This window comes from Stenotrophomonas sp. AS1 (assembly GCF_048957655.1).
Taxonomy (GTDB): domain Bacteria; phylum Pseudomonadota; class Gammaproteobacteria; order Xanthomonadales; family Xanthomonadaceae; genus Stenotrophomonas; species Stenotrophomonas bentonitica_A.
The window spans coordinates 209,516-231,606 of sequence record NZ_JARVXM010000008.1; the positions used below are offsets into that span (position 1 = coordinate 209,516).

At 67.4% G+C, this 22,091-nt stretch carries 21 protein-coding genes; 14 read left to right on the forward strand and 7 right to left on the reverse strand.

Annotated features, from left to right (window positions below; genetic code table 11):
* Positions 1-25 precede the first annotated feature (25 nt).
* On the forward strand, positions 26-619 hold the full coding sequence (locus PV764_RS15600; RefSeq protein ID WP_019183538.1) for a TetR family transcriptional regulator: 594 nt from the start codon (positions 26-28) through the stop codon (positions 617-619).
* Between the two features lie 115 nt (positions 620-734).
* Entirely contained in the window at positions 735-956 is a 222-nt protein-coding gene (locus PV764_RS15605; RefSeq protein ID WP_019183537.1) for a hypothetical protein, read from the forward strand.
* Here the strand turns inward: PV764_RS15605 and PV764_RS15610 are convergent.
* A complete protein-coding gene (locus PV764_RS15610; protein WP_421117053.1) occupies positions 942-1,322 on the reverse strand; it encodes a winged helix-turn-helix transcriptional regulator in 381 nt (126 codons plus the stop codon). The two genes, PV764_RS15605 and PV764_RS15610, sit on opposite strands and share 15 nt — an antisense overlap.
* 83 nt (positions 1,323-1,405) lie before the next feature.
* Here PV764_RS15610 and PV764_RS15615 point away from each other — a divergent pair, with 83 nt between their 5' ends.
* The 6 genes from PV764_RS15615 to accC all read left to right on the forward strand — a co-directional run bounded on the left by PV764_RS15615 (position 1,406) and on the right by accC (position 8,370).
* Positions 1,406-2,473 carry an NAD-dependent epimerase/dehydratase family protein gene (locus tag PV764_RS15615; protein ID WP_200899506.1) on the forward strand — a complete coding sequence of 356 codons (1,068 nt, stop codon included), beginning with the start codon at positions 1,406-1,408 and terminating at the stop codon, positions 2,471-2,473.
* Between the two features lie 168 nt (positions 2,474-2,641).
* A complete protein-coding gene (locus PV764_RS15620; protein WP_421117055.1) occupies positions 2,642-5,437 on the forward strand; it encodes a PAS domain-containing protein in 2,796 nt (931 codons plus the stop codon).
* 139 nt (positions 5,438-5,576) lie between these two features.
* Entirely contained in the window at positions 5,577-6,026 is a 450-nt protein-coding gene (aroQ, locus tag PV764_RS15625; protein WP_421117056.1) for a type II 3-dehydroquinate dehydratase, read from the forward strand.
* Complete coding sequence (locus tag PV764_RS15630) at positions 6,026-6,448, forward strand: lysozyme inhibitor LprI family protein (protein ID WP_421117057.1); 423 nt, start codon at positions 6,026-6,028, stop codon at positions 6,446-6,448. Before aroQ ends, PV764_RS15630 begins: the two co-directional genes overlap by 1 nt.
* A gap of 55 nt (positions 6,449-6,503) precedes the next feature.
* Positions 6,504-6,992: an acetyl-CoA carboxylase biotin carboxyl carrier protein gene (gene accB / locus PV764_RS15635; protein WP_019183531.1), complete on the forward strand. Its 489-nt coding sequence runs from the start codon at positions 6,504-6,506 to the stop codon at positions 6,990-6,992.
* A gap of 10 nt (positions 6,993-7,002) precedes the next feature.
* Positions 7,003-8,370 (forward strand): acetyl-CoA carboxylase biotin carboxylase subunit, encoded by a 1,368-nt coding sequence (accC, locus tag PV764_RS15640; protein WP_019183530.1) that lies wholly within the window; start codon positions 7,003-7,005, stop codon positions 8,368-8,370.
* Positions 8,371-8,542: 172 nt separating this feature from the next.
* On the opposite strand, the gene PV764_RS15645 is transcribed toward accC, so the two are convergent.
* On the reverse strand, positions 8,543-8,917 hold the full coding sequence (locus PV764_RS15645; RefSeq protein WP_421117059.1) for a hypothetical protein: 375 nt from the start codon (positions 8,915-8,917) through the stop codon (positions 8,543-8,545).
* Positions 8,914-9,876, reverse strand: a complete 963-nt coding sequence (locus PV764_RS15650) for a hypothetical protein (RefSeq protein WP_019183528.1) — start codon at positions 9,874-9,876, stop codon at positions 8,914-8,916. The genes PV764_RS15645 and PV764_RS15650 overlap by 4 nt, the downstream gene beginning before the upstream one ends.
* A 187-nt stretch (positions 9,877-10,063) precedes the next feature.
* Here PV764_RS15650 and prmA point away from each other — a divergent pair, with 187 nt between their 5' ends.
* The 6 genes from prmA (at position 10,064) to purD (ending at position 16,418) form a co-directional block, all read left to right on the forward strand.
* Positions 10,064-10,984: a 50S ribosomal protein L11 methyltransferase gene (gene prmA / locus PV764_RS15655; RefSeq protein WP_284128711.1), complete on the forward strand. Its 921-nt coding sequence runs from the start codon at positions 10,064-10,066 to the stop codon at positions 10,982-10,984.
* Positions 10,985-11,014: 30 nt separating this feature from the next.
* Entirely contained in the window at positions 11,015-11,938 is a 924-nt protein-coding gene (locus PV764_RS15660; protein WP_421117060.1) for a DUF3426 domain-containing protein, read from the forward strand.
* Positions 11,939-12,051: 113 nt separating this feature from the next.
* Positions 12,052-12,327 (forward strand): DNA-binding transcriptional regulator Fis, encoded by a 276-nt coding sequence (fis, locus tag PV764_RS15665; RefSeq protein WP_026069829.1) that lies wholly within the window; start codon positions 12,052-12,054, stop codon positions 12,325-12,327.
* 174 nt (positions 12,328-12,501) lie between these two features.
* The gene (purH, locus tag PV764_RS15670) at positions 12,502-14,085 is read left to right on the forward strand and encodes a bifunctional phosphoribosylaminoimidazolecarboxamide formyltransferase/IMP cyclohydrolase (protein WP_102788607.1); all 1,584 of its coding nucleotides are present in this window, start codon (positions 12,502-12,504) and stop codon (positions 14,083-14,085) included.
* 17 nt (positions 14,086-14,102) lie between these two features.
* Positions 14,103-15,038 carry a hypothetical protein gene (locus tag PV764_RS15675; protein ID WP_421117061.1) on the forward strand — a complete coding sequence of 312 codons (936 nt, stop codon included), beginning with the start codon at positions 14,103-14,105 and terminating at the stop codon, positions 15,036-15,038.
* A gap of 93 nt (positions 15,039-15,131) precedes the next feature.
* Positions 15,132-16,418: a phosphoribosylamine--glycine ligase gene (purD, locus tag PV764_RS15680; protein WP_421117062.1), complete on the forward strand. Its 1,287-nt coding sequence runs from the start codon at positions 15,132-15,134 to the stop codon at positions 16,416-16,418.
* 64 nt (positions 16,419-16,482) lie between these two features.
* Here purD and PV764_RS15685 read toward each other — a convergent pair whose 3' ends face one another.
* From PV764_RS15685 to PV764_RS15700, 4 genes are all read right to left on the reverse strand, one after another.
* Positions 16,483-16,815, reverse strand: a complete 333-nt coding sequence (locus PV764_RS15685) for a helix-turn-helix domain-containing protein (RefSeq protein WP_019183521.1) — start codon at positions 16,813-16,815, stop codon at positions 16,483-16,485.
* A complete protein-coding gene (locus PV764_RS15690; RefSeq protein WP_343313222.1) occupies positions 16,799-16,981 on the reverse strand; it encodes a type II toxin-antitoxin system RelE/ParE family toxin in 183 nt (60 codons plus the stop codon). The genes PV764_RS15685 and PV764_RS15690 overlap by 17 nt, the downstream gene beginning before the upstream one ends.
* Positions 16,982-17,089: 108 nt before the next feature.
* Positions 17,090-17,965 carry an RNA polymerase sigma factor RpoH gene (gene rpoH, locus PV764_RS15695; RefSeq protein ID WP_019183519.1) on the reverse strand — a complete coding sequence of 292 codons (876 nt, stop codon included), beginning with the start codon at positions 17,963-17,965 and terminating at the stop codon, positions 17,090-17,092.
* Between the two features lie 448 nt (positions 17,966-18,413).
* Positions 18,414-22,091 carry a TonB-dependent receptor gene (locus tag PV764_RS15700; RefSeq protein ID WP_421117063.1) on the reverse strand — a complete coding sequence of 1,226 codons (3,678 nt, stop codon included), beginning with the start codon at positions 22,089-22,091 and terminating at the stop codon, positions 18,414-18,416.

Consider the following 22,091-nt stretch of genomic DNA (forward strand, 5'->3'; position numbering starts at 1 on the left):
CCGCCCCGTATGCAAGGAGATGACGATGGTTCGCCGCACCCGCGCCGAGATGGAGCAGACCCGCACCACGCTGCTGGCCACCGCCCGCGCGTTCTTCAGCGCGCGCGGCTACGCCGACACCTCCATGGATGACCTCACCGCGCAGGCCGGCTTGACCCGTGGCGCGCTGTATCACCACTTCGGCGACAAGCAGGGCCTGCTCGCGGCGGTGGTGGAGCAGATCGACGCCGAGATGGACGAGCGTCTGAACGCGATCTCCGATGCTGCAGCCGATCCCTGGGAGGGGTTTCGCCTGCGCTGCACCGGGTATCTGGAGATGGCGCTGGAGCCGACCATCCAACGCGTCGTCCTGCGCGATGCCCGCGCGGTACTCGGCGGTGCCTCGCCGGAATCCCAACGCCACTGCATCGATTCCATGCAGCGCCTGCTCGCCGCCCTGATCGATCAGGGCATGGTCGCCGAGGCCAACCCGCAGGCCCTCGCCTCCCTGGTGTACGGCAGCCTGGCCGAGGCCGCGTTCTGGATCGCCGATGGCGATGATGGCGATGCGCGGCTGGCACAGAGCGTGGCGGCGCTCGACCTGCTGCTGCGTGGGCTGCGGGTCACCCCGCAGCACTGACCGCTCATCCGGTCAGGCCGCCATTGGATCCAGTCCCTGACCGCAGGTCATATATCGCTCCATGTCATCGCAGGGCCACCCCTACGCTTCTCCCATCTACTGAAGGAGAGGACGCATGAAGATTCCGGGTGTTGTGCTGATGGCATCGGCGCTGGTGATGACCGGCTCCGCTGCGGCAACGAACGCTGCCCCGGCCCGAACCGAGGCGCTGGCCCGCGAAGCTGACGCCTTCTTCAAGGACCAGCAGCCGGGCGGCGTGGTCCTGGTGACCGATCCGCTGGAGGGGAGCCGTACCCTACCCGATCCGGCAGGCACGTCCCGCTCAGCGTCGACGTGAGGTCGCGCGCGGCTGCAACGCGTCCAGGGCGCCAGCATTGCGGCGCGCCCAGTCGTAGATCAGTTCGATCGGTTCGACCAGTTGGCGCCCCAGCGGGGTCAGCGTGTAGTCCACCGAGGGCGGCACGGTGGGGTACTCGGTGCGCAGCACGATCCCCGCATGCTCCATGTCACGCAGCGTCTGGATCAGCATCTTCTTGGAGACGGCCGGCAGGCTGCGGTGCAGCGCGTTGCTGCGGGCGGTACCGTCATGCCGCACGGCCAGGGTGTGCAGCACCATCGAGGTCCACTTGGTGCTGAACAGCTCCAGCACCCGCCGGGGGGCGCAATCCTCTCGCCAGTGCTCTTCGGGAGTATCCGTTTTCATGGGTGGTTACCGTTTGGTGCCTTCTTTCGAGGCGTACCTGGATATCCTAAGGTGTGCGCATGTAAAGCAATGAACGAGGCGACATCGTGAGGCAGAAAGCGTTGGTGGTCGGTGCAACGGGCATCGTGGGCAGTGCACTGATACAACGGCTGCTGCAGGAGGGCTGGGAAGTTCACGGCCTGGCCCGTCGGCCCGATTCGCTGCCCGCCGGCGCCCACGGCATCTGCGCCGACCTGCACGATGCGCAGGCCACGCGCGCCGCGCTGTCCGGACTGGCACCCACGCACGTGTTCATCACCACCTGGTCCCGGCAGGCCAACGAGGCCGAGAACATCCGGGTGAACGGCGCGATGGTGCGTCACCTGCTTGGCGCGCTTCAGCCCGCAGGCACGGTGCAGCACGTAGCGCTGGTGACGGGCCTGAAACACTACCTCGGCCCGTTCGAGGCGTACGCGCAGGGCAACCTGCCGCAGACGCCCTTCCGTGAAGAACAACCGCGCCTGCCCGTGGACAACTTCTACTACGCACAGGAAGACGAGGTGTTTGCCGCCGCCGCCCGCGATGGCTTCCACTGGAGCGTGCATCGCCCGCATACGGTGATCGGCGCGGCGGTGGGCAATGCCATGAACATGGGCACGACCCTGGCCGTGCACGCGAGCCTGTGCAGGCACACCGGGCGCCCGTTCCAGTTCCCCGGTTCGCTCGCCCAATGGGAGGGGCTGACCGACATGACCGACGCCGGGCTGCTGGCGCGGCACCTGCTGTGGGCCACGCAGACACCGGCCGCCGCCAACCAGGCGTTCAACGTGGTCAACGGCGATGTGTTCCGGTGGCGCTGGATGTGGGGCCGGATCGCGGCGTGGTTCGATATCGAGGCCGTGCCCTTCAGTGGCCACGTGCGGCCGCTGGCGGCTCAGATGGCCGACGATGCCGCGCCCTGGTCCGCACTGGCCGCCACGCACGGTCTGGCAGAGCCGGATATCCATCGGCTGATCTCGCCCTGGCACACCGATGCCGATCTCGGGCGCCCGCTGGAGGTGATCACGGACATGTCCAAAAGCCGCCGGATGGGCTTCCTGGATTACCAGCCCAGCGACGATGCGTTCTTCGACCTGTTCGCCCGCCTGCGGGCGGCGCGCCTGATCCCCTGATCGAGCCGGAGCCACGGCGACCGACGGGATCCAGCCCGGGCAGCGGGGGCGAACGGGGGGTGTTCCAAAGCGGCGCCCGGCAGCGATACCCTATCGTTGCCGCCCCGTGTCGCCTGCAGTACGGGCCACCGGGTTCCGGACCCGCCCCCCGCCGATCGCAGGTACCGCTTGAGTTCTTCACCTTCCCCCGGCTCCCACCGCGAGCGGGATTCCGAGCGCGTCAAGATGGCGCTGGCCGCCGGCGCGATCATCGGCACCTGGTTCTGGGACGTGGCCCGGGACAACCTCACGGTGGATGATGCCCTCGCCCTGGCCCATGGCCTGGACCCTGCCCTGGCGCGCACGGAACTGCGGCTGGAACAGGTGGTCGCCGCCGTTCACCCCGACGACCGCGCCGGCCTGGCCGATGCGATCGCCGAGGCGGTCCGCCGGGGCGGTCGCTATGCGCACCAGTACCGTACCCGCGGCCCGGACGGCGCGTACCGCTGGATCGAAGCGATCGGCCGGGTGGATCTCGATGCGCAGGGAGAGGCCATCGGCTTCCCCGGCGTGCTCATCGATATCGACGAACGCCGCCGGATCGAAGCCGAGCGGGACCAGGCACAGACCCTGCTGCGCTCCTTCGTCGAGGCAGCGCCCGGCGTGGTGTATGCCAAGGACCGCCAGGGCCGGATCCTGATCGGCAACCGCGGCACCACCGACCTCATCGGCCTGCCGCCGGAGGTGTACGTGGGCCGCACCGATGCCGAACTGCTGAACGACCCAGCCCAGGCCGCGACGGTCATGGCCACCGACGAGCGGGTCATGGCCAGCGGGCAGACCGAGCAGCTTGAAGAGGAAGTGAGCTTTCCCGACGGCCGGCGCGCCTACTGGCTGTCGACCAAGTCACCGTTGCGTGACGCCGACGGCACCGTGGTCGGCCTGGTCGGCACCTCGCTGGACATCACCGACCGCAAGGCCGCCGAGGCCCGCCACCTGGAAGTGGAGGAGCGCTATCGGCTGGCCGCCCAGGCTACCAACGATGCGATCTGGGACTGGCGGATCTCCGATGGCCATGTGATCTGGAACGAGGCGCTCACCACCCTGTTCGGCCATCCCCTGGCCGAGACCACGGCGCAGTGGTGGCTGGACCACATCCATCCCGATGACCGTGCGCGCGTCGATGCCGACATCCATGCGGTGATCGAAGGCGGCGAGACGAGCTGGAACAGCGAATACCGGTTCCGGCGCGCCGATGGCAGCTTTGCGCCGGTGCTCGACCGCGGCACCGTATTGCGTGGCGGCGTGGGTGAGCCGCTGCGGATGATCGGCGCGATGCTCGACCTGACCGTCCGCAATACCGCCGAAGCTGCGCTGGCCAAGAGCGAGGAACGCCTGCGCTTTGCCACCGAGGCCGGTGACATGGGCTTCTGGGATGTCGACCTGGTCCGCGATGAACTGATCTGGCCGGCACGGACCAAGGCGATGTTCGGCATCTCGCCCGGGGTGGCAGTGACGTTGCGCGACTTCTACGACGGCATCCATCCCGATGACAGCGAGGCAACGTTCGCGGCCTTCGCCGCCGCGGCCGACCCGGCCCGGCGCGCGCTCTACGACGTGGAGTACCGCACCGTCGGCAAGGAAGACGGTGTCGTGCGCTGGGTGGCGGCAAAGGGGCGTGGCCATTTCGAAGGCGACCGCTGCGTGCGGGTGGTCGGCGTGGCGATCGAGATCACGGCGCGCAAGCTCGCCGACGCACGCCTGCAGGAATTGAACGAACACCTCGAGAGCCGCGTGCTCGAAGAGGTCGCCGAGCGCACGCGCGTGGAAGATGCCCTGCGCCAAAGCCAGAAGATGGAGGCGGTGGGCCAGTTGACCGGCGGCATCGCGCACGACTTCAACAACATGCTCGCCACCGTGATCGGCCCGCTGGACCTGCTTGCGATGCGCATGGGCGACAGCGATCCGCGCGCCAAGCGCTACATCGACATGGCCATCGACGGCGCGACCCGGGCCGCGCAGCTGACCCAGCGCCTGCTGGCGTTTTCCCGGCAACAGCCCCTGCAGCCGGTGCCCTTGGACGTGAACCGGTTGATCGCCGGGATGTCGGACCTGCTGGTGCATTCGCTGGGCAGCAACATCCGCCTGGAGACCGTGCTGGCCGCGCAGGTGTGGTGCACCTTCGCCGATGCCAATCAGCTGGAGAACGTGATCCTCAACCTGGCCGTCAACGCGCGCGACGCGCTGCCGGGCGGCGGGCGGCTGGTGCTGGAAACGGCCAACTGCCGGATCGCCTCTGCCGCAGACGCCATGCGTGCCGACGTGCCCCCCGGTGAGTACGTGCTGATCACCGTGGCCGACAACGGGGGCGGCATGCCACCGGAGGTGATCGCCAAGGCCTTCGATCCGTTCTTCACCACCAAGAAGGTCGGCCAGGGCACCGGGCTGGGCCTGTCACAGGTGTACGGCTTCGTCCGCCAATCGGCCGGGCACGTGAAGATCCATTCCTCGCTCGGCAAGGGAACGACGGTGGCGCTGTATCTCCCGCGCCGGGAGGGGGAGATCGACGCGGGTCCTTCGACAGCACCCGCGGACAGTCGCCCGCTGAGCGGTGGCCGCGAGCTGGTCCTGGTCGTGGAAGACGAACCGGGCGTGCGACAGTTTTCCATCGAGGCGCTGAGCGAACTGGGCTACCCGGTCCTTGCCGCCGACGGTGCGGCCGGCGCGCTGGCGCTGCTCGAGCAGCATCCGGACATCGCGCTGCTGTTCACCGATGTGGTGATGCCGGAGGTCAACGGCCGGCAACTGGCCGACGAAGCCCTCAAACGGCGGCCCGACCTGAAAGTGCTGTTCACCACCGGCTACAGCCGCAATGCGCTGGAACACGATGGGGTGCTGGACCCCGCAGTCCACGTGATCGGCAAGCCCTTCACGCTGGAAGATCTGGCGCTGCGGGTGCGCGCGGTGCTGGCAGAGGTGCGGTGATCCCGACGCCGGCATGCCGTGCTGGGACAGGGATCGCACGCGAATTTCAAACAACCGTTTGAAACACGCGTAACTTCGCCGAACTGGACACGATCCACCAGTTCCGCCAGACTCCGCCCTTTCCTGTTGTTCGGCACCCATGGCGAAACTGCTGGTCCTGCATGGCCCCAACCTCAACCTGCTCGGCACGCGCGAGCCGGGGGTCTATGGGCACACCACGCTGGCGCAGATCGACCAGGCCCTGCTGGCCCAGGCGCAGGCCGCCGGCCATGCCCTGGAGAACCTGCAGTCCAACGCCGAGCACGTGCTGGTGGACCGCGTGCAGGCCGCCCGGGACGACGGCACCGCCTTCATCCTGATCAACCCGGCGGCGTTCACCCACACCTCGGTGGCCCTGCGCGATGCGCTGGCCGCGGTGGACCTGCCCTTCATCGAGATCCATCTGTCCAACCCGCATGCACGCGAGCCCTTCCGCCAGCACAGCTATTTCAGCGACAAGGCGGTCGGGGTGATCTGTGGGTTCGGTGCGGACAGCTATCGCTACGCGATGGATGCAGCGCTGACCCGGCTGGCGGCCACCTCCGCGTGATGACGCTGCCGCGTGTCCTGGCCAGCGTCGCGCTGTGGGGCTGCCTGTGTGGCGCCGCCATCGCCGCTGATCGCAGCGCGGAAGGCATCGACTGCGCGCAGCCGAGCGGCACCATGGAATCAGACCTGTGCGCCTCGGATGTGGCCAGCGAGGCCGATACCGAATTGAACACGGTGTATGCCCAGGCGCGCCAGCAGTTGCGCAGCCAGGCTGCCGAAGGCGCCTGCACACACTGCGCCGATGCCGAGAAGCAGCTGGTCCTGGCCCAGCGCGCGTGGATGCAGCTGCGCGACCACGATTGCGAGGCGGTCTACGCCTTCAACGCCGATGGCACCTCGCGCAATGGCGCGCAGATGCATTGCCTGACCACCCTCGCGCGCGACCGTACGCGGCAGCTGCGCGATTTCTACGAACTGCTTTGACCCGAGCGCACCGCGCTTTCCCCTCTCCACTGACATCAAGACCACAGAGGCCCCTATGGATCTCCGCAAAATCAAGAAGCTGATCGACCTGCTGGAAGAGTCGAACCTCGCCGAAATCGAAATCAAGGAAGGCGAAGAGTCCGTGCGTCTGTCGCGCGCGCCCGTCTCCGGCTACGGCATGGTCCAGGCCCAGCCGCAGATGATGATGGCCCCGGCACCGGCCCAGGCCGCTGCCCCGGCGATGCCGATGCAGTCGCCGACCGAAGCCTCCACCGGTGGCACCGCCAAGGCCGGCAACGCCCTGCCGGACGGCCACGTGCTGCGCGCGCCGATGGTCGGCACGTTCTACGCCTCGTCCTCGCCGGACAAGCCGGCCTTCGTGTCGGTCGGCCAGGCCGTCAAGGCCGGTGAAACGCTGGCGATCATCGAAGCGATGAAAATGTTCAACCCGATCGAAGCCGATGTTTCCGGCACCATCGTCGCCATCCTGGGCGAAAACGGCCAGCCGGTCGAATTCGACCAGCCGCTGTTCGTGATCGGCTAAGGACTCGTCCATGCTCGACAAAGTCGTTATTGCCAACCGAGGGGAAATCGCGCTGCGCATCCTGCGCGCGTGCCACACCCTGGGCATCCGCACGGTGGCCGTGCATTCCACGGTCGACCGCAACCTCAAGCACGTGGCCATGGCCGACGAGTCGGTCTGCATTGGTCCGGCACCGTCCTCGGAGAGCTACCTCAACATCCCGGCGCTGATTGCCGCGGCGGAAGTCACCGACGCCCAGGCCATCCACCCGGGCTACGGCTTCCTGTCGGAGAACGCCGACTTCGCCGAGCGCGTGGAAGAGTCCGGTTTCATCTTCATCGGTCCCAAGGCCGACACCATCCGCCTGATGGGCGACAAGGTGGAAGCGATCCGCGCGATGAAGGCGGCCGGCGTGCCGTGCGTGCCCGGCTCGGGCGGCCCGCTGACCGACGACATCGTGGCCAACACCAAGATCGCCCGTGAGATCGGCTACCCGGTCATCATCAAGGCCTCCGGTGGCGGTGGCGGCCGTGGCATGCGCGTGGTGCATGCCGAGGCCTCGCTGAAGGCGGCGATCGAGACCACCAAGTCCGAAGCCAAGGCCGCTTTCAGCAACGATCAGGTCTACATGGAGAAGTTCCTGGAGAATCCGCGCCACGTGGAGATCCAGGTGCTTGCCGACGGCCAGGGCAACGCCATCCACCTCGGTGAACGCGACTGCTCCATGCAGCGCCGCCACCAGAAAGTGGTGGAAGAAGCGCCGGCACCGGGCATCACCGCCGAGCTGCGCGACGAGATCGGCAAGGTCTGCGTGGAAGCCTGCATCCGCATCGGCTACCGCGGCGCGGGTACCTTCGAGTTCCTGTTCGAAGACGGTCGCTTCTACTTCATCGAAATGAACACCCGCGTGCAGGTGGAACATCCGGTGACGGAGATGGTGACCGGCATCGACCTGGTCTGCGAGCAGCTGCGCATCGCCGCCGGCCAGAAGCTGAGCATCAAGCAGAGCGACGTGGTGCTGACCGGCCACGCGATCGAATGCCGCATCAACGCCGAAGATGCCGAAACCTTCGTGCCGAGCCCGGGCCAGATCACCGCGTTCCATCCGCCGGGTGGCCCCGGTGTGCGCGTGGATACCCACATCTACAGTGGTTACCGCGTGCCGCCGAACTACGACTCGATGATCGGCAAGCTGATCGTGCACGGCCCGGATCGCGAGACCGCGATCGCGCGCATGCGCGTGGCGCTGAGCGAACTGGTCGTGGACGGCATCAAGACCAACGTCGCGCTGCAGCAGCGCATCATGCGCGACAAGGGCTTCCAGGCCGGTGGACAGAACATCCACTACCTGGAAAAGCGCCTGGCCGAACGCAAGAACAAGTCGATCGCGTTGACCTGATCGCTTGCGCGGGACGCTGGACAGCAGAAAGGCGGGGATTTCCCCGCCTTTTTGTTTGCGCGAACCGAGCTGCCATGGCCCGCGATGCCGGTGGCGCCAACCCGGGGTTGGTTGACCCGAGCCATGGCGAAGGCACGCCGCGGCCCCGCAGGGCGGGGCATGCCGCGCGTGCTTACCGCTTGGTGGTATCGGCCGCGGTGACCTGCGAATTCTTCACCGGCTCCACGCCCAGCGACGAGGTCGGATCGACGATCACCATCGTCTCGGTGGAACCATCCGGCCACACCACCTGGAAGGTGCTGCCGGTCGGCAACGAAGCGAACGGCATGCCACTCTGCGCGCGATACACCGCAGCGACCTGACTGGCACCGGCACGACGCACTTCGGCATCGGCCTTGACCGAGGTCAACTGCACCTTGGACAGGCTTCGGTAACGATCATCGTAGGTATCGATCATCACCAGGCCCACTGCTCCGGCCGAGTACGCGACGAACAACGCCACCCAGAACCAGAATTTCGCACCGTGCAGGATTCGACGGTAATTCATCGCCCATTCCTCTGCTTGACCAGCTCTTCGACCAACACGTTCATTTTCCCCGCACCTTGCCGCGATACCGCGGCGTCATACACAAAAGTGGCAAAGTCCTGCCCACCGTTCTGCGAACAGATCCCTCCGTTCGCGCAGAAATTGTTCATCAGCACACTGTCCGGGCCGCAGGCCATACCCAGTTCGCAGGCCGCCAGCCGCCAGGCCAGTTCGCTGAACTGATCGCCGGCCACCAGGCCGCTCATCGCGCTGTCCCCGCTGGCGCGCTGACCCATGCCTGGCGCGAGCGCCATGAAGGCTTCCGGATCGCGCGAATCCATCACGCGCTCGACCAGGCCGCGACGATAGGCCGGGGCGGTTTCCAGCGGATGACCTTCGGCGAACAGCGACGCCTCCGCAGCCAGGTTGCCGGCCTTGGCCGCCTCCAGACGCTGGGTCAGGATCAACGGGCGGCCGAGATTATCGCTGCTGACGAAGCCCGCGCAGCGGCGCGACACGCGCTCGCGCGCGGCGACCATCGGTGCCGAGGCGCTCATGCCCATGCCGGTGAGCAGGGTGTTGTCGAGCTGGTAACCGCCCGGGTCCATCGCGTACATGGCGCAGTAGTCGTACACCCGGCTCACCATCCACCCGGCCTCGGCGTTGCCATTGGCGGCCTGGAACTGCAGCCGCTGCGCGTAGGCGAACAGGTCGGTGTCGCCTTCGATATCCGCGCGCAGGTCCAGCGGAAGGCCCGAGGCCACCGCGGTGCCGCGCTCGCTGCCGAGCAGACGCCGGGCCAGCTGCCGCGCTTCGGCCGGAACCGCGCTGGTGGCCTCGCCGGCCTGCGGCCCATCCACCTGCGAGGTGGCCGGTTCGGCGTGCAGCACCCGATCGCCCGCGCGATAGCCCACCACCCCCAGCAACGCCAGGGCCGGTACGACCAGCAACCAGGTTTTCAGGGTCGGCACGAGCGCCATGGGCAGGACGTCACAGGCTGTCAGCGGTTGACAGCAGAACGCCAAGTTTAGCAAGCAGCCGCGAGGCTGTCTGAACCGGCTGTCAGGCCAATCTTACCGGCCGGCGAGACGCCCGCGCCGCCTGGCCGCCGGGACCATCGGCCCGCACTGGTCTAACATGCACGGTTTTCCGCCGGTCCCTGCCCCCATGCCCTTCCTGGAACTCACCCTGCACTGCACCGAAGCCACCCAGCCGCGCTATGAGAATGCGCTGGACGACGTGGGCGCGCTGGCGGTGACCCTGCTCGATGCCGATGCCGACACCAGCAACGAGCGCGCGATCCTGGAGCCGGGTGTGGGCGAGACGCCACTGTGGAACGACCTGGTGCTGACCGCGCTGTTCCCGGGCGACACCAATGCGCTGGCCCTGCTGGCCGCGCTGGACGCCTTCGATCCGGGCCTGGACTGGGCCAATGCCAGCTTCCGCGCCGTGGCCGACGAAGACTGGGAACGCGCCTGGATCGACCAGTTCCAGCCGATGGCCTTCGGCGACCGCACCTGGATCGTGCCGTGGAACCACGACCTGCCGGAGGCCGCGCAGGCCGAGGATGCCGCCGTGGTCCGCCTGGACCCGGGCCTGGCGTTCGGTTCGGGCACCCACCCCACCACCGCGCTGTGCCTGCGTTGGCTGGACGGGCTGGCCACCGAAGGCGCGCTGGCCGGCAACACCGTGCTCGATTTCGGCTGCGGCTCGGGCATCCTCGCCCTGGCGGCGCTGAAGCTGGGGGCTGCCCGCGCGGTGGGCGTGGACAACGACCCGCAGGCGGTGATCGCCACCGGTGACAACGCCGAGCGCAATGGTCTTCAGGACCGGGTGCAGGTCTATCTGCCGGAGGACGAACCGCAGGCCACGTACCCGGTGGTGGTGGCGAACATCCTCGCCTCGGCCCTGGATGCACTGGCCGAAGTGCTGGCCGCGCGCGTCGCCCCGGGCGGTCGCATCGCGCTGTCGGGCATCCTGCACGGGCAGGAAGGTGAACTGCTGGAGCGCTATGCCCCGGCCTTCGAGCAGCTGGCCGTGGCACAGGATGGCGACTGGATGCGCATCACCGGCGTCCGCCGTGCTTGAATAGCCCGTCCCCTGCCCGGTCCCGTGCCCATGTCCGAGCCTCCGATGCCGCCGCGACGCCCGCTCGCCACGTTCCTGCGTCCGTCTGCGCCGGCCCCGGCCGAACCGGCGGATCGTCCGGCCGCACCCGATGACACGCCGCCTGCGCCGTCGATGACGTCCGTGGGCGATCGCATCGCGCCGCTGGCGGTGGAACAGGTGATCGATGCACAGCCGCTGCATGCGCCGCAGCCGTCCGCGCCGGCACCTGGCATCGGGGTCGACTCCGACGCTGATGCCGCACGCCGGTTCATCGCCGACGCGGCGCCCGCAGCCGCGCCGGTCGGGCAGGCGCCAGCGCCAGCGCCATCGCCATCGCCTTCGACAGCGCTGCCGGATGACGGGCGCGCCCTGGGCGGGGACGCACCCACCCCGGCCACGGCTGCCCTGCCGTCAGCCGACGCGATCACCACGCCGAGTTTCCTGCGCCTGCCCGGTGCGCGCCTGCGCACGCCACGCTGGCAGTGGGGCATGGTTGCCGGGCTGGCCGCGCTGCTGCTGGTGCAGATCGCGGTGGCCGACCGCGCCCGGCTGGCTGCCGATGCCGGCACGCGGCCCTGGGTTGCCGGGCTGTGCAGCGTGCTGCGCTGCGCCTTGCCGGCCTGGCGCGAGCCGACCGCCTTCAGCATGCTCAGCCGCGATGTACGCCCCGTTGCCGGCGTGGCCGGCGCGCTGCAGGTGCAGGCGAGCATCCGCAACGATGCACGCTGGGCCCAGGCCTGGCCGTCGCTGCGGTTGTCCCTGTCCGATGCCGATGGCCGCGTGATCGGCACCAATGTGTTCGCGCCGGCCGACTATCTGGATCGCGCGACGGACCCGGCCGCTACGCTGGAACCGGGCCAGAGCGCACAGATCGCCTTCCGCGTGCGGGAGCCTGCGGCGTCTACGGTCGCATTCACCTTTGAGTTCCTCTGAGGCACCGCCGGGCTGCCAGAGCGTGGCAGGCGGCCCACGCACGCGCTAGACTGACCCCATCATCATTCCGCCGTGGGCTGTTGTCCGCCCCGGCTCTTGCACCGGGAAACTCCTTGAACGCTGTCCTTTCTCGTCCTGACAACAGTCGTGGCGCGCCCAAGCCACCCCTGCGCGAACACGTGGCCCAGTCGGTCAGGCGCTACCTGCGGGACCTGGATGGCTGCGATGCGGACGATGTCTACGAGATCGTGCTGCGCGAGATGGAAATCCCGCTGTTCGTGGAAGTGCTCAACCATTGCGAAGGCAACCAGAGCCGCGCTGCTTCAATGCTCGGCATCCACCGCGCCACCCTGCGCAAGAAGCTGAAGGAATACGGCATCACCACCTGATGCCGGGCCGGGCGCGCGCGTCGTGCCCGAGGAAAAGAAGGCCGGATCGAGCACGCCTCGGTACCGGCCTTCGTCGTTTCAGGGCCCGCCGGCCGTCGTGGTGACCGCCAACGCGGCCATGCCAGCGCCACTGGCCTACAATATGGCCCCGCTCCGCTTCGATCTCCTGCCCCCATGAGTTCCGATCTGCTGCCCGTGCGCCGGGCCCTGCTGTCCGTTTCCGACAAAACCGGTCTGATCGACCTGGCCCGCGCCCTCGCTGCGCGCAACGTGGAGCTGCTCTCCACCGGCGGGACCGCCAAGGCGATCCGCGAGGCCGGCCTGGCAGTGAAAGATGTCGCCGACGTCACCGGCTTCCCGGAAATGATGGATGGCCGGGTCAAGACCCTGCACCCGATGGTGCACGGCGGCCTGCTCGGCCGCGCCGGGCTGGATGACGCCGTCATGGCCGAACACGGCATCGGCGCGATCGATCTGCTGGTGCTGAACCTGTATCCGTTCGAATCGGTCACCGCCAAGGCGGACTGCACCCTCGAAGACGCCGTGGAGAACATCGACATCGGTGGCCCGGCGATGCTGCGTTCGGCCGCAAAGAATTTCGCCCGCGTGGCGGTGGCGACCGATCCGTCGCAGTACGACGAACTGCTGGCCGAACTGGACGCCAACGACGGCAAGCTGTCGGCGGCCAAGCGCTTCGCCTTCTCGGTCGCCGCGTTCAACCGCGTGGCCCAGTACGACGCGGCGATCAGCAATTACCTCTCGGCCGTGACAACCACCGACACCGCCGTGCCGGTGCGCGCGGAGTTTCCGGCCCAGATGAATTCGAACTTCGTGAAGGTGATGGATCTGCGCTACGGCGAGAACCCGCACCAGAGCGGCGCGTTCTATCGCGACCTGTACCCGGTGCCGGGCACGCTGGCCACCTTCCAGCAGCTGCAGGGCAAGGAACTGAGCTACAACAACCTGGCCGACGCCGATGCCGCGTGGGAATGCGTGCGTCAGTTCGACGTGCCGGCCTGCGTGATCGTCAAGCACGCCAACCCGTGCGGCGTGGCCGTGGGCGCCGGCAACGGCGATGCCTACGAGCTGGCCTATGCGACCGACCCGACCAGTGCCTTCGGCGGCATCATCGCCTTCAACCAGCCGCTGGACGCGGCCACCGCCAAGGTGATCCTGGACCGCCAGTTCGTTGAAGTGCTGATCGCTCCGGATTACGAGCCGGCCGCGCTGGAATACGCGACCAAAAAGGCCAACGTGCGCGTGCTGCGCATTCCGCATGGCGAAGGCCTCAACAACTACGACACCAAGCGGATTGGTTCCGGCCTGCTGATGCAGAGTGCCGACAACCGCGGCATGAGCCGCGACGAACTGACCGTGGTGAGCAAGCTGGCGCCGACCGAGAAGCAGTTCGCCGATCTGCTGTTCGCCTGGAAGGTCGCCAAGTTCGTCAAGTCCAACGCGATCGTCTACGCCAAGGACAACCGCACCATCGGTGTCGGCGCCGGCCAGATGAGCCGCGTGTACTCGGCGCGCATCGCCGGCATCAAGGCCGCCGATGCGAATCTGGTGGTGGAAGGCTCGGTGATGGCCTCCGATGCGTTCTTCCCGTTCCGCGATGGCATCGATGCCGCCGCTGCCGCCGGCATCAAGGCGGTGATCCAGCCGGGTGGCTCGATGCGCGACAACGAAGTGATCGCCGCCGCCGACGAGCATGGCCTGGCGATGGTGTTCACCGGCGTCCGTCACTTCCGTCACTGATGGTGGCATCGACACGGATGTCGTCCTCGCTCCGCAATCGCCTCGCAGCGGTGGTCATGGCCGTTGCTGCGGGGCTGCTGGGCTGCACGCCTGCCAGTGAACCGGGGGCGTCTTCCGAGCCCGCCAAACCGCACCGTGTGCTCGACACCACGGCGCAGCCAGAAGACACGATCCGCGTCAGGGGCGATCATACCCAGCGCCTGCAGGCCTTCCTGCGCCTGCGCTATGGCGACAAGGCCGCACTGGATGCACCGTGGAAGGATGCGTGGGAGGACACCGAGGTGGAGGCACTTCGCCCGGTCACCCGCCGTGTGTGCGCGCGTGACACGGCCACGGCCGACGGTCAGGAACAGACCCTGCTGGCGGTGTGCCAGACTCTGGACGATGCCGCCACGGTCGAGCCGGGCCGGGTCGATCTGTACGTGCTGCGCGTGGGTACGGACGAGGAAAAAACCAACCGGGGCGGCTTCTTCGCGCAGCTGCCCGCCGATGATCCGCTGCTGGTCATGGCCCAGCGCCTGCAGGGGCAGTACGGGCGCCACGGTTCACCCGGCACGGTCCAGATCGCGCAGCTCGGCCCGCAGCGCCGCGCGTTCCAGATCACCCATGAGGAACACCGGCGCGGCCATCGGCGCGTCTGGCGCAGCTACATCGCCGAACACAACCATCGCCTGCGCGATGTCGCCCGGTACCGCGATCACCTCGACAACCTTGCCCTGCACGGCTGTGACCGCAATCCGGCCGACTGCGGCAAGGGCGTGTTCGCGGTCGACTTCAACACGACCGTGGGCGACAGCAACGCCGTGGAGGGCTACTGGCCGCTGACGGTGCGTGCCAGCGGCCACGACTGCACGGGACCTGCGACCGGGTTCTACCATCTCATCTTCGATGCGCGGCAGCGCGCGTATCCGGTACCGGACGACCTGCAGCGCGACGGCTGCGGCGACAGCTGAGGCCGTGGGTTGCCACGGCAGCCGACCGCCCGAATGCGCCCGCCGCCCGCACCGCGTAAAATCACGTTCCTGCCCTCTTACGCGAGAACTGCATTGAAGATCCTGGTCATCGGCGCTGGCGGCCGTGAACACGCCCTGGCCTGGAAGCTGGCCCAGTCCGCGAAGGTCCGCGAGGTCATCGTCGCCCCCGGCAATGCAGGCACCGCGACCGAACCCAAGTGCCGCAACGTGGCCGTCAAGGTCACCGACCTGGACGGCCTGCTGGCACTGGTCGGCACCGAAGGCATCGGCCTGACCGTGGTCGGCCCGGAAGTGCCGCTGGTGGCCGGTGTGGTCGATCGCTTCCGCGCCGCCGGCCACCGCATCTTCGGGCCCACCGCCGCCGCCGCGCAGCTGGAAGGCAGCAAGGCGTATGCGAAGGACTTCCTGGCCCGCCACAAGATCCCGACCGCGTTCTACGCCGTGCACACCGAGGTCGAGCCGGCGCTGGCCTACCTGCGCGAGAAGGGCGCCCCGATCGTGGTCAAGGCCGATGGCCTGGCCGCCGGCAAGGGCGTGATCGTGGCGATGACGCTGGCCGAGGCCGAGGACGCGGTGCGCGACATGCTCTCCGGCAATGCGTTCGGTGATGCCGGCGCCCGCGTGGTGATCGAAGAGTTCCTGGACGGCGAAGAAGCCAGCTTCATCTCGATGGTGGACGGCAGGACCGCGCTGCCGATGGCGACCTCGCAGGACCACAAGCGCGTCGGCGACGGCGACACCGGCCCCAACACCGGCGGCATGGGCGCCTACTCGCCAGCCCCGGTGGTGACCGATGAAGTACATGCGCGCGTGATGCGCGAGGTGGTCAACCCGACCGTGCAGGGCATGATCGCCGACGGCATTCCGTTCACCGGCTTCCTCTATGCCGGCCTGATGATCGATGCCAATGGCGCGCCGAAGGTGATCGAGTTCAACGTGCGCTTTGGCGACCCGGAAACCCAGCCGGTGATGCTGCGCCTGCAGTCGGATCTGGTGGACCTGGTCGAAGCGGCGATCGACGAGCGCCTGGATACCGTGGAGGCGCAGTGGGACCCGCGCCCGTCGCTGGGCGTGGTGATGGCGGCCTCGCCGTATCCGGAGACGCCGATCACCGGTGACGTGATCCACGGCCTGGACGCTGTCGCCGCGACGGCCAAGGTGTTCCATGCCGGCACCACGCTGGACGCGCAGGGCCAGGTGCTCAGCGCCGGCGGCCGTGTGCTGTGCGTGGCTGCACTGGGCGGCACGGTGGGCGAGGCACAGCGCAACGCCTACACCGGCGTCGGTGCCATCCACTGGGCGCATGAGTTCCACCGCGGTGATATCGGCTGGCGGGCGATCGCGCGCGAGCGGGGCTGAGGCGGGTCAAGGGCAGCGAGGGCTGCCGTACAGCGCAACGGCCCGGCATTGCCGGGCCGTTGTTCTAGAGGACGGCGTCGAGGCCTTTCCGGTCGATCAGGTTCAACAGTTTCAGCGATGGCCCACTGGGCTTCTTGTCGCCCTGCTCCCAACTGCGCACCGTTGAAACGCTGGTGTTGAGAACGCCTGCGAATACCGGCTGGCTGAGCGCAAGCGACGTGCGAAGTGCACGAATCTGGGCGCTGCTGTACGCGGGCACCGGCTCCAGGCACAAGGCGTCGTAGCAGCTCAATCGACGCCTATCGATGACCCCATGCGCGTGCAGGTGCACGGCAGCATCGTGCACGGCCTCCAGAAGTCGGCTCTTCGCGCGCCCGCGTTCAGAGGTCTTTGTCATGACATATCTCCTGCAGGTCGCCGCATTTCACAGCGCGATCCAACTGTGTCGAGCTCATTCCCAGAAATTCCGAGGCATACAACTGGAGCGCATCCCGTTCCGTAGCGCTGATTGTCGCGCGCTCGTTCTTCTCATAGCCAAACAGGAAGAACCAACTGGTGCCCACCGGGGCCGCTCGGAAAGATCAGTGGGCAAACACGGGTGCAGTGCTGCCAGAACAGAAAAGGCCCGGCATCACGCCGGGCCTTTTCGCGTGACCACGCCAGTCACTGCATTACGCAGTAAACAGCGCCTTCATCTTCTTCAGGGCATTCGCTTCGACCTGGCGGATGCGTTCGGCGGACACGCCGTACTCATCGGCCAGCTCCTGCAGCGTCACCTTGCTGTCCGCGTCCAGCCAGCGACGGCGGATGATGTCGCGCGAACGCGCATCCAGCTCGGCCATGCCTTCGCGCAGCAGCTGCAGCTGATTGTCTTCACTGTCCATCCGCTCATACGCCATCGAAGGATCTTCTTCGTTGGCGCGCAGATAGGCAGCCGGCGACGGCGGTGCATGATCGTCATCGTCATCGCTGGAGAGATCGAAACCGATATCGCGACCCGACAGGCGCGACTCCATCTCGAGCACTTCGCGCTCGGACACGTTCAGGTCCTTGGCCACCGCGCTGACCTCGGCCGCGTTCATCCAGCCCAGGCGGGTCTTGGACTTGCGCAGGTTGAAGAACAGCTTGCGCTGCGCCTTGGTCGTGGCGACCTTGACGATGCGCCAGTTCTTGAGGATGAACTCGTGCATTTCCGCACGGATCCAGTGCACCGCGAACGACACCAGGCGAACGCCCATGTCCGGGTCGAAGCGCTTCACGGCCTTCATCAGGCCGATGTTGCCTTCCTGGATCAGGTCGCCCAGCGCCAGGCCGTAGCCGTTGTAGCCACGGGCGACGTGCACCACGAAGCGCAGGTGGGAATGGACCAGCTCGCGCGCGGCGTCCAGATCCAGCTCGTCGCGGAAGCGGCGGGCCAGGTCCTGCTCGTCATCGACCGACAGCACCGGGATCTGGTGCACGGCACCGATGTAGGCGTCCAGCGAACCGAGCGCACTGGGAATCGGGAGATTGTTTGCCACAAGGGCAGTAGAGGTGTTCTGGCTCATAGCACTCATCTTAGCAGTCCCGGAATTGGACTGCTAAAGGGGAAAGAAGTTCCAGCGTTCTGTTCATGGGATGCTGGTACAGATTGCACATCTAACGTACCGCGAAATGATGACAGTGGCGAGAGGCCGGAAACAAACCATCAACTCCCATGAAATCAACAGGATAGAGGGATGAATGGGGTGCTGGCGCGTGTTTTCTGGCTGAACAGGCTGCCGGCAGCGGCCATTCAGCCCAGAAAGGTTGTCGGCAGTTCAGCCAGGCATGGCCTGGCTCTACCCCCGGCGCCCCTCCACCCACCAAAGCCAACCGCCAACACCGCAATCCCCGGTAGTGCCACGCCATGCGTGGCAGCCCGAACTCACCGGAGCCCATTCCACGCCATGCGTGGCAGGCCCGAGCCCACCGAAGCCGTAATCCACGCGCGTTGCGTGGCAGGCCTGACCAAAGCTAGTAATACCCGGCCATGTTCAGGAAGAACCCCTTCTGGTCGTACTTCAGCTCGGTCATGTCATCGCTGAACTCGGTGAAGTTGTAGCCCACCCCGACCTTGAAGTTCTCCCCGACCCGGCGGTCCACGCCCACCAGCCAGCCCTTGCGCACGCCGCCGTCGCGCACCTTCAGCCAGCGGTGCTCGGCCAGGCCTTCCCACTGGGCGAACAGGCGATAACGCAGCTGCAGCGCGGCGAAGTCGGCACGGCTGTCCAGCCAGGCCCCGTGCCCACGGCCGGTGCGGTAGTCGCCCCAGCGCGAGGCCAGCTTGCCGGCCACTTCCCAGCGTGCGCCCAGCTGGCGGATGCCTTCCAGTGAGAGGATCTGCGAACGCTGGTCGTACAGGTTGCCACCCTCCTGCCCGAGCGAGGCGACATCGTAGAGATAGGTGAACTTGCCGAAGCCGGCCCAGCGCGTGTTGTCGTGTGGGCGCCAGGCAAAGCCCATGTTGGTCTCCACCAGTTTGGCGTCGGCCAGGCGGTCGATCCGGTCTTCGGTATCGGCATAGTTGGCGCGCAGCGCGAAGCGCCAGTCTTCGTTGAGCTTGTACAGCAGGCGGTTGGTGGTCACCCACTGCTCGCGCTGCTCGGCGCCGCTGTCACGGCGGTACTCCAGCTTGCTGTTCCACTGCGCCACCGCATCGGTGCGCCCGCCGCTCACGCTGTAGGCACGGCGATCAACGCGACCCACGGTGGACTCCAGCTCCCCGTCCATGATCGTGAAGCCCAGGTTCCAGCCCTGTCCGGGATAGAAATCCATACCGAAGGTATGCACGATGCCGGCGCTGTCCTGGCGACGGTCCTTCAGATACTGGCTCTCGTTGTAGACGTTGACCTGGTTGCTCAACCGCCAGCGCTGGCCCAGCGTCCAGCCGCTCTGCAGGCCGGTATCGAACAACGGATCTGTGCCGGTGCGGTCGGTGCTGTAGCTGTAACTGCCGTACAGGCTGTGGTCGGGCGCCATGCGGTACTCGCCATCCACCTTGGCACCATGGCCACGGCTGCCACCGCTGACTTCCGCACCGACACTGCTGCGGTCGCCGAACAGATACCGCGCGCCGAGGGTGAGCAGGTCGTTCTTCTCGTACGCGCCGCCATCGTCATCCAGGGTCACCTGGCCGGTGCCGTACAGCTCCCATGACGATCCGAAGCGCTGGCGGTACCCGATCGCGGCCAGCAGTGCATCCACGCTCTGCAGTTCCTGTTCTTCGCGCACGCGGCGTAGTTCGCCGGTCAGCTGGCCGTCGTTGCCCAGCCGCCACTCGGCGGTCAGCTGGCTCTGCTCCAACGCCAGGTCGCCCTGCTCGGTGCGGGTGTGGCGGCCGTACAGACTGAAATCATCGGTGAGGTAGCCAAGGAACTCGGCACCGTATTCCTGCATCGGCAGGCCGGTGTCCTGGCGCGCGACCGAGAACCCGGCATCCACATCGCGCCACCAGGCACCCAGGCTCCAGTCCTGCGTGGTCCAGCCCAGCTCGCGCAGGTTGGCCCGCGCTTCCACCGCGCTGGCGGTGCCCGAGCGCCGGCCTTCGTACGGGTTGCGGCGGATGAAGCTCAGGCCGCCGTTGTCCGAATAGAACACCGGGGCGGCGGTGGCTTCAGTGCGGGTCTGTTCCATCTTCAGGTAGGTGCCGCGCCCGGCCTGCAGGGTGAGGTCGGCGCCTTTGAGGCTGTAGTTCTCGCCACTGCGGTTCTCGTCGATCCAGGTACCGCCGATCGCCACGTGGTCGCCGAGCCACTGGCGGCCACGCGCACCGTAGGTCACGTCGTCGCTGCTGAAGCCAAGCGGCACGTATTCGTAGTCCACCAGCAGCAACTGGTCGTAGCCATCGAGCGGCATGTCGCGGGTGATGCTGCGCACGTTCTCGCGGGTGAGCTGGGCCAGCGGACGGGTCAGGATCAGGCGCCCCTGAAGATTGTCGATCTCGTAGTCCACGCCTTCCTGCAGGGTGGCGCGCGTTTCGGTGCGGCCGGTGGTGCGATCGCGTACTTCCAGCACGACCTGCTCCGAGCCGGGCAGCACATCGGTGTGGCGCAGGTAGTACAGGCTGCCGCCGGTGCCGAGGAATTCACTGTGGCCCGGCGCGGACTGCGCCTCCGAGCCGAATACCTTCACCTGCGAGCGCGCCTCGCCCAGCGGCGTGGCCTCCAGCGAGCGCCAGTTCAATGCACCGCCGTACAGCGAGCGGATGTACTGGCCGTACTCGGTGCCGGTGATGCCGGTGGCGTAGTTGCCCCACACGGCCTGGCTCTGGTCCCAGTCCACGCGCAGGTACAAGCGCCCCTGCGTATCCACGTCGCGGTAGGTGGTGGAGTCATCGCCATACACCGGGTAGTACAGATCCGGGTCGAGACGACGGAACACATCCTGTGCGTCGGCCTGGGTGAAATCGCGGAACAGATACTTCAGCTCACGGTCCTGGGTGTCGGCCTGTGCAGTCACCAGGTATTTGCCGCGCAGCTTGCCCTTCAGATAGAACGCCAGCCGGCCCTCGCTGAGGAAGCTGTCGTCGTCACGATCATCGGCGGCGAGCGGCTGCAGATTGCCGCTGGCGCTGTTCCTGGAGACGGTGACATCGGCAATGGCAACCAGGAACAGGTAGCGACCGGTGACATCCACGTCCAGCTGCCGCTGTGCGGAGGGCGCATCACGGGATTCGACACTGACGTCGTACCGATGCTCGCCGACCGGCTCGAGGAACTCGGCCGCGAACTTCTGCTCCAGATCGACCGGGAAGTCCTGGCCGTTGATGCGCACGCGGCTGTTGGGCTCCAGGTTGCGGCCGTACAGACGCACGCGCGAGCCGTGGATGGGAATGTTCTGCAGGCGCAGCATGCTCTGCCCGTAGATGCTGTTGCTCAGCTGCAGGTCCTGCGCACTGTCGCCATCGAGTGCCTGGCCCAGCGTCTTCTGCACGTTCTCGCGGGTGACCTGCAGGCCACGGTCGAAATCGGCCGGGGTGACCAGCTGGATGCGCTGCAGGCGGGTTTCATCGAAGGCGCCGCCGGCGCCGTACGCACGTGCGACGTAGATCAGCTCATCGCCGGTGCGCAGCTTGATCTGCGCTGGCAGTTCACCGCTCCATTCGGCGTCGCCAACGTAGTCGGCCGGCAGCTCGATGCGCGCCAGCGGCGTGACCAGATCGGTATCGGTACCGCGATACAGCGTTACCTCCAGTTTCTGGATGAACGAGGCGTAGTTGTTGTAACTGTGGAACCGCAGCGGGCGGATGACCCGGCCATTTTCGAACGGCACGGTGGCCGCGGCCTGCACGCTCAGGCTGGGCGGCACCATGGTCGGGTCTTCGGTGGCCCACACCATGCCACCGTTGGGCAGCTCGGCCATGAACTGGCCACCGCGCGCAGCGACATCCGGCGTGACGGCCGGCGACACCGGCACGACGTCGGTCACCACCGGCCCGGCGCGGCCCGGCAGCGCAAGCGCATCGGCGCCGTCATCGCGGATGCGCAGCAGCAGGCCGTCATCGTTGCGGCAGCTGTCGGCCTCACAGCGGATCGGTGCGGGTGACGGTGCCGTCCCGGCCTGCTGGGCGGCGGCCGGCAGTGCGGCCAGCAGCAATGCGCTGGCCAGGCCGAGGGAAAGGCGGCGGGAGATCGGGCTCAGGGTCATGTCCAT

Coding starts and splice junctions, on each gene's coding strand:
- PV764_RS15600 (WP_019183538.1), top strand. CDS start 26: ATGGTTCGCCGCACCCGCGCCGAGATGGAGCAGACCCGCACCACGCTG.
- PV764_RS15605 (WP_019183537.1), top strand. CDS start 735: ATGAAGATTCCGGGTGTTGTGCTGATGGCATCGGCGCTGGTGATGACC.
- PV764_RS15610 (WP_421117053.1), bottom strand. CDS start 1,322: ATGAAAACGGATACTCCCGAAGAGCACTGGCGAGAGGATTGCGCCCCC.
- aroQ (WP_421117056.1), top strand. CDS start 5,577: ATGGCGAAACTGCTGGTCCTGCATGGCCCCAACCTCAACCTGCTCGGC.
- PV764_RS15630 (WP_421117057.1), top strand. CDS start 6,026: ATGACGCTGCCGCGTGTCCTGGCCAGCGTCGCGCTGTGGGGCTGCCTG.
- accB (WP_019183531.1), top strand. CDS start 6,504: ATGGATCTCCGCAAAATCAAGAAGCTGATCGACCTGCTGGAAGAGTCG.
- accC (WP_019183530.1), top strand. CDS start 7,003: ATGCTCGACAAAGTCGTTATTGCCAACCGAGGGGAAATCGCGCTGCGC.
- PV764_RS15645 (WP_421117059.1), bottom strand. CDS start 8,917: ATGAATTACCGTCGAATCCTGCACGGTGCGAAATTCTGGTTCTGGGTG.
- PV764_RS15650 (WP_019183528.1), bottom strand. CDS start 9,876: ATGGCGCTCGTGCCGACCCTGAAAACCTGGTTGCTGGTCGTACCGGCC.
- prmA (WP_284128711.1), top strand. CDS start 10,064: ATGCCCTTCCTGGAACTCACCCTGCACTGCACCGAAGCCACCCAGCCG.
- PV764_RS15660 (WP_421117060.1), top strand. CDS start 11,015: ATGTCCGAGCCTCCGATGCCGCCGCGACGCCCGCTCGCCACGTTCCTG.
- purH (WP_102788607.1), top strand. CDS start 12,502: ATGAGTTCCGATCTGCTGCCCGTGCGCCGGGCCCTGCTGTCCGTTTCC.
- PV764_RS15675 (WP_421117061.1), top strand. CDS start 14,103: ATGTCGTCCTCGCTCCGCAATCGCCTCGCAGCGGTGGTCATGGCCGTT.
- PV764_RS15685 (WP_019183521.1), bottom strand. CDS start 16,815: ATGACAAAGACCTCTGAACGCGGGCGCGCGAAGAGCCGACTTCTGGAG.
- rpoH (WP_019183519.1), bottom strand. CDS start 17,965: ATGAGCCAGAACACCTCTACTGCCCTTGTGGCAAACAATCTCCCGATT.
- PV764_RS15700 (WP_421117063.1), bottom strand. CDS start 22,091: ATGGACATGACCCTGAGCCCGATCTCCCGCCGCCTTTCCCTCGGCCTG.